General features: G+C 49.5%; 9 protein-coding genes and 1 pseudogene. 7 read left to right on the forward strand and 3 right to left on the reverse strand.

Annotated features, from left to right (window positions below; translation table 11 throughout):
* The 5 genes and pseudogenes from ACTHMC_RS19560 to ACTHMC_RS19580 all read left to right on the forward strand — a co-directional run.
* Window positions 1–545, forward strand: a pseudogene (locus ACTHMC_RS19560) (hypothetical protein); the annotation flags it as partial.
* Between the two features lie 9 nt (window positions 546–554).
* Entirely contained in the window at window positions 555–1,553 is a 999-nt protein-coding gene (locus ACTHMC_RS19565) for a ligase-associated DNA damage response exonuclease (RefSeq protein ID WP_440415648.1), read from the forward strand.
* A complete protein-coding gene (locus ACTHMC_RS19570; RefSeq protein ID WP_440415650.1) occupies window positions 1,550–3,145 on the forward strand; it encodes an ATP-dependent DNA ligase in 1,596 nt (531 codons plus the stop codon). Before ACTHMC_RS19565 ends, ACTHMC_RS19570 begins: the two co-directional genes overlap by 4 nt.
* Before the next feature lie 126 nt (window positions 3,146–3,271).
* A complete protein-coding gene (locus tag ACTHMC_RS19575) occupies window positions 3,272–4,654 on the forward strand; it encodes a hypothetical protein (RefSeq protein ID WP_440415651.1) in 1,383 nt (460 codons plus the stop codon).
* 4 nt (window positions 4,655–4,658) lie between these two features.
* Entirely contained in the window at window positions 4,659–7,163 is a 2,505-nt protein-coding gene (locus ACTHMC_RS19580; protein ID WP_440415653.1) for a ligase-associated DNA damage response DEXH box helicase, read from the forward strand.
* Between the two features lie 3 nt (window positions 7,164–7,166).
* Here ACTHMC_RS19580 and ACTHMC_RS19585 read toward each other — a convergent pair whose 3' ends face one another.
* Both ACTHMC_RS19585 and ACTHMC_RS19590 read right to left on the reverse strand, forming a co-directional pair.
* Complete coding sequence (locus ACTHMC_RS19585) at window positions 7,167–7,403, reverse strand: hypothetical protein (protein WP_440415655.1); 237 nt, start codon at window positions 7,401–7,403, stop codon at window positions 7,167–7,169.
* A 2-nt stretch (window positions 7,404–7,405) separates the two neighbouring features.
* Window positions 7,406–7,933 (reverse strand): hypothetical protein, encoded by a 528-nt coding sequence (locus tag ACTHMC_RS19590; protein WP_440415656.1) that lies wholly within the window; start codon window positions 7,931–7,933, stop codon window positions 7,406–7,408.
* 200 nt (window positions 7,934–8,133) lie between these two features.
* Between ACTHMC_RS19590 and pdeM the strand changes: the two genes are divergently transcribed.
* Window positions 8,134–8,799 (forward strand): ligase-associated DNA damage response endonuclease PdeM, encoded by a 666-nt coding sequence (pdeM, locus tag ACTHMC_RS19595; protein ID WP_440415657.1) that lies wholly within the window; start codon window positions 8,134–8,136, stop codon window positions 8,797–8,799.
* Window positions 8,799–9,719 (forward strand): histone deacetylase family protein, encoded by a 921-nt coding sequence (locus tag ACTHMC_RS19600; protein WP_440415659.1) that lies wholly within the window; start codon window positions 8,799–8,801, stop codon window positions 9,717–9,719. The genes pdeM and ACTHMC_RS19600 overlap by 1 nt, the downstream gene beginning before the upstream one ends.
* A gap of 80 nt (window positions 9,720–9,799) precedes the next feature.
* On the opposite strand, the gene ACTHMC_RS19605 is transcribed toward ACTHMC_RS19600, so the two are convergent.
* Window positions 9,800–10,135: DUF5916 domain-containing protein (locus ACTHMC_RS19605; RefSeq protein WP_440415661.1), on the reverse strand; the 336-nt coding region annotated here is incomplete at its 5' end.

Below are 10,135 nucleotides of genomic sequence, written 5' to 3' on the forward strand. Positions count from 1 at the left end.
TGAAATACGTGATGCTGCCCGATAATTATACGATCGAAGATGTACAGCACCACCTGGACAGCAACAAGACCAATGTGGTGCTGGCAGGCAGTCTGGATGCGGCTTTCGGCCTGCAGCTGGCGCAGCAGCTGGCGACACTCAGCTCAAGTTATACCACTACCCTCATAGGGATGCCCACCTGGGATGTACTCGATTTTGAAAAAACACCTTACAAAGGGATCGAGATCATTTACAGTACCGCATTCTACCTGAACCCCACCGATAAACTGGTGACAGCCACCAACGATCATTTCAGGAATATTTTCTACTCACGTCCTTCGGATATGCTTTTCCGTGGGTATGAAACATTATATCACTTTGCACACCTGCTGGTTACGCACAATACCAATATCGGATCCAGCCTGGGCGATAAGAAATTCAGCCTCTTCACCGACTTCGATATCCAACCGGTGCTGGACAAAACCACCATGACCCTCGACTATTTTGAGAACAAAAAACTGTACTTCGTTAAGAAGGTAGACGGCGTAGTGAAAGCGGTGTATTAAACACCAGTAATGCCACTCATTGAATTCTCTGATAAAGGTCTCTTCTGCCGCCAGGGTAATTTTTATATCGATCCCTGGAAGCCGGTCGATTATGCCGTGATCACCCATGCGCACAGCGATCATGCGCGCTATGGCATGAAACATTACCTCTGCCATACCCAGTGCAAACCTTTACTTCAACTGCGTTTGGGCGATAACGATTATCAGTCGGCCGAATGGGAGGAAACCATCCTCATCAACGGCGTGAAAGTATCGCTTCATCCTGCCGGTCATATGATCGGGTCTTCGCAGGTCCGGCTGGAATACCAGGGCGAAGTATGGGTAGTGAGCGGAGATTACAAAGTAGAGGACGATGGCATCAGCGGCCGGTTTGAGCCCATCCCCTGCCACACATTCATCACAGAATCCACTTTCGGTTTACCCATCTACAACTGGCAACCCCAGCATGAGATCTTTCAGCAGATCCAGGATTGGGTCCGTCATTGCCACAGCATCAACAAGATCCCCATCCTGCTTGCCTACAGTCTGGGTAAGGCACAACGATTGCTGCAATGCTTACCGGAAGTAAGCCCGCAAATCTATGCCCATGGCGCTATTTACAATGCGCAGGAAACACTGCTCAAAGCAGGCTGGGCCTTACCCGATGTGCACCTTGTGAGCGATGCCACTCCGCGCAGCACTATCCTGGGCAATGTGGTGATCGCTCCCAACGGCGCGGATGGTTCACCCTGGCTCAAGCGGTTTGGCGCACACGAAATCGGCGTCTGCAGTGGCTGGATGCAGGTGCGCGGCCACGTCCGCAGACGCAATGTGGATGCAGGTTTCCCGCTGAGTGACCATGCAGACTGGAAGGGATTACTGCAAGCCATCAAAGGTACAGGCGCTTCCCGCGTGTATGTAACGCATGGCTTCCAGGCAGCGCTCAGCAGGTATCTGACAGAACAGGGAATAGAAGCGGCAGAAGTGAAAACAGAATATGGCGACGAAACAGAAAATGCGGAAGTTTGAAATCATTTGCACAACTCATACAACAACTGGGCAGCTCCACTGCTACCAACGACAAGATCGAAGCTCTCAGCAATTATTTCACCAGGGCGCACGAAAAAGACCGGGTATGGGTGATCGCATTGTTCAGTGGCCGCCGCCCCAAACGCGTGGTCAACTCCACGCTCCTTTCCCAATGGTGCATCGAACTCATCAACTTACCTCAATGGTTATACGAAGAATCCTACCATACCGTAGGAGACCTGGCTGAGACCATCGCCCTGCTGCTGCCACCAGCTACAGACCAGGGCGCTTCCTGGCCCCTGCATATCTATCTTGAAAAATTGCTATCATTAGAAAAAGCGCCTGAATCAGAAAAGAAAGAATTCATTGTCAACAGTTGGATGAGTATGAGCCAGGATGAGCGTTTCGTGTTCAATAAATTCATCACCGGAGGTTTCCGCATCGGCGTTTCGCAGAAGACCATGGTGAATGCACTGGCCCGCACAACGCAGTTACCGGATTCCGTGATAGCGCACCGCATCAGCGGCAACTGGGATCCCGCCACTACTGATTATTCATCACTGCTCAGCGAAGAAGCAGCCGCCGCCGACATTTCAAAGCCCTACCCCTTCTATCTAGCCTATGCACTGGAAGATGAGCTGAGCGCGCTGGGCGAGCCCTCCGACTGGCAGGCCGAATGGAAATGGGATGGCATACGCGGACAGGTGATCAAACGTAATGACCAGCTCTTCACCTGGAGCCGAGGCGAAGAACTGATCACCGACAAATTTCCCGAATACAATATCTTCAGAGAAGTACTTCCCAACGGCATCGTGCTGGATGGCGAGATCCTTCCTTTCGATGGCGGCAAGCCGCTCCCATTCAGCATCCTGCAAACCAGGATCGGCCGGAAGAATGTTACCAGGAAACAATTGCAGGAAGCACCTGCCGCCCTCTTCGTTTACGATCTCCTGGAATATGAAGGGGTTGATTTCCGCGAGCAGCCACTCTCCCTGCGCCGGCAGAAGCTGGAAGAGATCGTCAATGCCATTAATCAACCGGTCCTGCAACTTTCCCCCACCATATCCTTCACCAACTGGGATGAACTGGCCGTACACCGCAACAATGCCCGTGAGCTCGGCTCCGAAGGACTGATGATCAAACGGCTGGCATCCATGTACCAGACCGGCCGCAAGCGCGGCGACTGGTGGAAATGGAAGATCGATCCCCTGGTGATCGACTGCGTGATGGTCTATGCCATGAAAGGTCATGGCCGACGCAGCAATCTATACACAGATTACACTTTCGCCGTTAAAGATGGCGACCAGCTCGTAACCTTTACAAAGGCCTATTCCGGTCTCACGGATGAAGAATTCCGCCAGGTTGACCACTTCGTCAAAAACAACTCCATTGAAAAATTCGGCCCTGTCCGCACCGTCAAACCCGAACTGGTGTTCGAGATAGCCTTCGAAGGCATTGCCGCCAGTAACCGTCATAAATCCGGCGTGGCACTGCGTTTTCCCCGCATGAGCAGGTGGCGGAAAGACAAAAAAGCGGATGAGATCAATACACTGGACGATCTGAAAAAGATGCTGGAGCTATACGGCAAGTAGCAGAACCCTTCGCCACAACATACCCCACAACAGCCCATCAACCAACCAATAGCTGTGGGTATGTTTTACAGCCTGAATTATTATATGACGAGCGATTCGTAATTTTAAGCATACATTCCCTGCGCAATGAAAAAGTGGTTAGTTCTCATATTCATCGTGATCAGCGGCGCAGCCTTTACACATGTGCTGAGCCTTACCGCCTTCGAGCTGGTGCATATTCCACCCAGCCCGCAGCGCCTTGGAGGCGATTCCGCAAAAGGCTTTAAATACCTTACTACCGGCGATTATGTAAAAGGCGGTATCCCGTTTTCAGTGTTTGTAATGGGCCTGGGAAAAGACCAGCACAATTACCTGGAGCGCGAAGGAAAAAATGCAAAGCTCTCTCATGAATACACAGCCATCACGGCCGCCAACGGAGAAGTGCTGGTGGCGCCCAATTGCCTGCAATGCCATGCCCAGGTGATGGACGATCAACTGTTCATGGGCATGGGCAATTCAATGATCGATTTTACACAGAACGAAAAGCTCAACATAAAAAACCTGAAAAAGGTGGAAGCCTGGCTCAAACTGACAGCTCCTAAAAAATACGAAGCCAGTAAATCCTTTATCGAGATCACCAAAGCCATCGGTCCCTGGCTTTCTACGGAAGTGCGTGGCGTGAACGCGGCAGACCGCCTGGCAGCGCTGCTGGCGGCACATCGTGATCCGGTAACTTTTAAATGGACGGGCACTCCCAAACTCGACATCCCGGAGCAGGTGATCCCTACTGATGTTCCAGCCTGGTGGTTACTGAAGAAAAAGAATGCCATGTTCTACAACGGTTTTGGAAGAGGCGATTTCGGTAAATTCCTGATGGCATCCAACCTGCTCACAGTGAATGATACTTCCGAATCACGAGAAGTGGATTCTCATATGCCCGATGTACTGGCTTATATTTATTCATTGCAGGCACCGAAGTTCCCCGATAGCATCGATGCAGTTTTAGTTCAACAGGGCGAAGTATTGTTCAATGCCAATTGCAGCAAATGCCATGGTAATTATGGAGATTCCGCCTTCTATCCCAACCTGCTGGTGCCACAACATATCATCAAAACAGATTCGTTGCTTTATACCAGCAACTATTCCAATCCTCAGTTTGTGGAATGGTTCAACAGCAGCTGGTTCACAAAGGGAGATCATCCGGCCAGACTCCAGCCTTATGCGGGGTATATAGCACCACCGCTGGATGGTATCTGGGTTACAGCTCCGTATCTCCATAATGGATCGGTTCCCGACCTTGAATCATTACTCAACAGTAAGCTCCGGCCGAAATACTGGTCGAGGGATTTTGATCATCCTGTGTACAATCATAACAATCCGGGCTGGGCATACAGCAGTCATGATCAACCTGGCAAAAAGAATATCTACAATACCGATCTTCCCGGTTACAGCAACAAGGGACATTATTTCGGCGACAAACTGACTGATAAAGAGAGAAAGGCTTTGATAGAGTACCTGAAAACATTATAAACTGTTGCTTCATTCCACCATAGGATACCAGGTGATCCGGCGCTGGCTGGATGCCAAACAATTTGAGCCATTCCCCTTCCAGGAAGAAGCCTGGCAGCATATTGCCGAAGGCAATAGCGGACTGGTGAATGCACCTACCGGCTTTGGCAAGACCTACTCCGTTTTTATAGGCGCGCTGATCGATTTTATAAACCGTAACCCGGAGAACTATCAAACAAAAGCAAAGAACGGCCTACAGTTGCTGTGGATAACACCACTGCGCGCGCTGGGAAAAGATATTGGCAGGGCCATGGAAGAAGCTATCGCTGAGCTCGGCATGAGCTGGCGCGTGGGGATCCGGAATGGAGATACCGATGTGAATGAGCGGCAACGGCAGAAAAGGCAGATGCCTGAGATCCTGCTCATCACACCGGAAAGCCTGCACCTCCTGCTGGCGCAGAAAGGCTATGCCGATGTGTTCAAAAATCTGCGCATCATTGCGGTGGACGAGTGGCATGAACTGATCGGCAGCAAACGGGGTGTTCAGGTAGAACTGGCCATTGCACGTATTGTGCATGCGCAGCAGCAGTTCTTCCATGAACATTGTAATGTCTGGGGCATCAGCGCTACTATCGGTAATATGCAGGAAGCGCAGGATGTATTGCTGAGCCCCGTGCAGCAACTCAGTGGGAAACAGGCGGTGCAGGTAAAAGCACATCTGAAGAAAGAAATAAGGATCGAGTCCATCATACCGGATGAGATCGAAAAATATCCCTGGGCCGGTCACCTTGGACTGAAACTGGTGAATAAGGTCCTGCCCATCCTCGATCAGAGTCTAACCACGCTCATCTTCATCAATACACGGGGGATGGCAGAGCGATGGTACCAGACACTATTATCGGCTGCACCCGAACTGGCAGGCGCTATCGCACTGCACCATGGCAGCATCGAGCAGGAACTGCGGATCTGGGTGGAGGAAGCCCTGCATACCGCAAAGCTCAAGGCAGTGGTATGCACGGCCAGCCTTGACCTGGGAGTTGATTTTCGGCCAGTCGAAACCGTTATACAGGTTGGCTCTCCCAAAGGAGTAGCGCGTTTTTTACAAAGAGCGGGAAGAAGCGGCCACAGGCCCGGTGAAGTGAGCACTATCTATTTTCTGCCTACCCATTCGCTGGAACTGGTGGAAGTGGCGGCGCTGAAAGCGGCCGTGGCAGAGGAGTTTATCGAGAACCGGGATCCCATGCTACTCTGTTACGATGTACTCATTCAGTTCCTCTGTACTTTGGCGATTTCGGATGGGTTCCGCCCGGAAGAGATGTACCGCGAGATCATCAGCACCTACTGCTACCGCGATATGACGGTGGAAGATTTTCAAACCGTACTTGATTTTGTAACAACAGGTGGCTCCGCACTGCAACAGTACGACGAATACAAAAAAGTGGAGATCATAGATGGGGTGTACCGGATCACCAGCAGGCGCATAGCCATGCGGCACCGGATGCATATCGGTACCATCGTGAGTGAATCGATGCTGAAAGTGAAGTTCGTTCATGGGGGCTGGATCGGGATGATAGAGGAATGGTTCATCTCCAGACTTACGCCGGGTGAGGTATTTACGCTGTCCGGCAGGAACCTGGAGCTGGTGGGGATCAAAGACATGACGGTACTGGTGAAGAAGTCGAACTCCACCAAAAGTATTGTGCCCAGCTGGCAGGGAGGTCGCATGCCATTATCAGCCAACCTGGGAAAGAAGCTGCGGGAGCAATTGAACAATGTATTCAAAGAGCAGGCCGATGGCAAACTGGTGCTGGCGCGGGCAAAGGATATCGAGATGCGGGTGCTACAGCCTCTGTTCAGGTTGCAGGAAGACCTGTCTCATGTACCACGCGCCAATGAACTGCTCATAGAACATATCGAAACAAAAGACGGCTATCATCTTTTTGTATATCCGTTTGAAGGCAGGCTGGTGCACGAAGCCATGGCCGCAGTACTGGCCTACCGGATCAGCCGGATCATGCCCATCACCTTCTCCTTTGCCATGAATGATTATGGCTTTGAACTGCTCAGTGACCAACCGATCCCGGTAGATGATGCGAATGTGTACGACCTGTTCAGCCCGGCAGATCTGCTGACAGATATCCAGCGGAGTGCCAATTCAACGGAAATGGCTAAGCGAAAATTCCGGGACATCGCCGTGATCGGCGGATTGATCTTCCAGGGATACCCCGGAGAGCAGAAAAAAGCCAGGCATCTGCAGGCTTCAGCTTCCCTGCTATTTAATGTATTTGCTGAATACGACAGGAATAACCTGCTGATCCGTCAGGCCTTCCAGGAAGTGTTTGACAGGGAGATGGAAGAAGTCCGGCTTCGTAATATGCTGGAAAGGATACAGCAAAGCAATATCATTATCAGATTCCCGGAGAGACTGACACCATTTTGTTTTCCGATTAAAGTGGATAGCTTGAGAGAAAGTTTAACGTCAGAAAAGTTAGAGGACCGGGTGAAGAGGATGCAGGAGTTGGGGGGATAAGATCTATGAAGCCTTGGCAATTGAATCGTGCTCCTCTGGATGCTGCATAGCTTCTTGCTTACGCTTTTCGCGATCCTTTCTGATCCACTCGGCTGTTAGCCGGTCTGCCTCCGCTCTTTCTTCTGGAGTATACCTGATATAATCATTGTCCCAGCCAATTACACCAAGCAGATCATCCGAAGATGGATTTAGATCAGCTGCCAGTTCCCTGATATACTGCTCACGTTGCTTCTTATTCATGATCATAATTTTTTGATGTATAAATTTACTAAATTTTCTGCGTTTTTCGTACTAATGCACATTCTGTTTAGCCTTGGATAAATCAATTCTGCTCCGAATTTTTTAATGTAATGACCAATCAAAGCAGTCTTTGCTTCAAATACAACGTACCCCTCCAATCCCAATTCAAAGCTAGCCTTGCACATATAAGCAACAAGGCTCTGTGGAACTCCTTCATACTGTTTCGAAGCCCCAAGGTTATGCGGTGCACTTTCAATGAGATGCAGAAAAATATATTTATCTGCGATCTTCGGTGTAGCACTGATTAACCCCTGAAGTCTCCGGTCCTCTGTACAGGTACGGAGATAAAATAGCCGCCTGTCCGGTTTCTTATACTCCTCCATCCAATTAAAATGCCATCGATATTTCTTATTGAGAATATTCTTAATCATTTCCCCGTTGACCGCCATTCCCTCAGTTGCAATTTTCCTTTTTGAGAACTTATCAAAACACTCTGAAAACCCACTAATATTAAACTCACAATCATACATACACGAACTTTTAATTTTTATAAAAGGCATGCATATACGAACTCGACCCGTACCCGGTTTTCAAAAACCTACGGGTTTTTTCCCGCTGTTTATTGATCAAATTCCCTTATTCCAAACTATTCCATTCTGGGCAGGGGCTGTTTTTTCCATTCAAAAACCGCTTTCCCAGCCAACTTCATTTTCCCTAACTTTGCATTCCAATGCAACCCCCTGTTCCATATTCCTTACAACAGCAGAACCTGTGGCTTAGCTCTGAACGATGTATTTTCTGGGAAGAAGAAAAAGCATTGATCCTGGCGGACCTGCATTTCGGTAAGACAGGGCATTTCAGGAAGCACGGTATCCCGGTACCGCAGGCTGTTTATAAGCAGGATCTTCAGCGGCTCGTGCAGCAGATGCAGTATTTTCAGCCTAAACAACTCATCGTGGTGGGCGATCTCTTCCATAGCCGTGAGAACAGGGAACTGGAACTATTCCGCAAGTGGCGGCACGATCTTCCTGATATAGATATCAAACTCATCCCAGGCAATCATGATATCCTGCATTCTCAATGGTATCGGCAAAGCAATATCACCGTCACCGATAATATCCTGGCACTGAACAATCTCTTCGGGTTTGTGCATGACCCGGAAGAAACTGACACTACTAACTACAGTGATCATTATTTTTTCACCGGGCACTTGCATCCGGGTATCAGGATATCAGGAGCAGGCAGACAATCACTCTCCTTCCCCTGTTATTATTTCACGGCCACTCATTGCATCCTTCCCGCATTCAGCGAATTCACCGGCCTCGCCATGGTACGACCTGCATCCGGAGAAAAAGTGTTCGCCATCGTTGATAAAAAAGTGATGCAGTTCCATTGATGGCAAACGGCACGCTGCATATCGCTTTTGATCCCATCTATGCACATCCATTGCCGGAAGGGCACCGGTTCCCGATGCTGAAATATGAGCTCATTCCTGAACAACTGCTGTACGAAGGCACCATCACAGCATCGGCTTTGTTCAACCCTCAGCCCTGTGCCGATGAAACTGTGCTGCGCACCCACCAGGCAGATTACCTGCAACGTCTCCACCGGCAAACCCTCTCCGCCAAAGAACAAAGGCATATCGGCTTTCCACAGTCACCCGCACTCACCCTACGTGAACTGGTGATCACGCAGGGTACTATCGACTGCTGCCATCATGCTTTTACCAACGGCGTTGCACTTAATGTTGCTGGCGGCACCCATCATGCGTTTGCTGATCACGGCGAAGGATTCTGTCTGCTCAATGATTTTGCCGTTGCCGCCAATTATCTGCTCCATGAAAAACTGGCTGAACAGATCCTCATCGTAGACCTGGATGTTCACCAGGGAAATGGCACCGCCAGTATCTTTCAACACGAACCCCGTGTATTCACTTTCAGTATGCATGGCGCACACAATTATCCCTTCCACAAAGAACAGAGCGACCTGGATATCGGACTGAAAGACGGTACTCAGGATGCCCTCTATCTCGAATTATTACAAACCAATCTGCATACCCTGCTGAAACAGGTACAGCCTGATTTTGTATTTTATCTCTCGGGTGTAGATATACTTAAAACTGATAAGTTCGGGAAACTCAAAGTAACCATGGAGGGTTGTAAACAAAGGGATGAAATCGTATTCAACGCGCTAAAGCAAAAGGGCATTCCCTGTACAGTAGCCATGGGCGGCGGATACTCACCAGATGTGAGGACCATCGTGGAGGCGCATTGCAATACATTCAGACTGGCAAAAGATATTTACGGGCTGCATTAATCAGGATATCACTCTTATAATTTACTTTTTGCTTGAAATTGAACAGATTCAGGTACGGCCTCATAAGCTGCATTGATCCACTATTTCCTTTTCCGCAGCTGCTCGTAGTTCAGGAAATAAATGAAGCGTAATGTAAACTCATTGCCATGGGGAGTGGCGAAGACACGCTTGATATTACCCGTATAATTATGATATCGTGCTCCATTGATATATTCCTCATAATCACGGCCCAGCCAGTTCTTCCAGCCCAGGATCACCCGGCTGCCCAGGCGGAAATCCCAGGTGTAGAATACATCCAGGTTGAATGCGTTGTAATTGATATTGTAATCAGCAGGTTTAAGGTCGGCGCGTTCGGTCCAGTTGCCATCCGGTTTGATATGGTACAGGTTGGTATTCGCCAGCCTGTTCCAGAAATG

The sequence above is a fragment of the Pseudobacter sp. genome, assembly GCF_051955275.1.
In the GTDB taxonomy this organism is placed as follows: Bacteria; Bacteroidota; Bacteroidia; order Chitinophagales; family Chitinophagaceae; genus Pseudobacter.

Excerpts from the sequence above, each read along its gene's own strand:
- ACTHMC_RS19565 (WP_440415648.1), top strand. The coding sequence starts at position 555 with ATGCCACTCATTGAATTCTCTGATAAAGGTCTCTTCTGCCGCCAGGGT.
- pdeM (WP_440415657.1), top strand. The coding sequence starts at position 8,134 with ATGCAACCCCCTGTTCCATATTCCTTACAACAGCAGAACCTGTGGCTT.
- ACTHMC_RS19585 (WP_440415655.1), bottom strand. The coding sequence starts at position 7,403 with ATGAATAAGAAGCAACGTGAGCAGTATATCAGGGAACTGGCAGCTGAT.
- ACTHMC_RS19590 (WP_440415656.1), bottom strand. The coding sequence starts at position 7,933 with ATGTATGATTGTGAGTTTAATATTAGTGGGTTTTCAGAGTGTTTTGAT.
- ACTHMC_RS19600 (WP_440415659.1), top strand. The coding sequence starts at position 8,799 with ATGGCAAACGGCACGCTGCATATCGCTTTTGATCCCATCTATGCACAT.
- ACTHMC_RS19575 (WP_440415651.1), top strand. The coding sequence starts at position 3,272 with ATGAAAAAGTGGTTAGTTCTCATATTCATCGTGATCAGCGGCGCAGCC.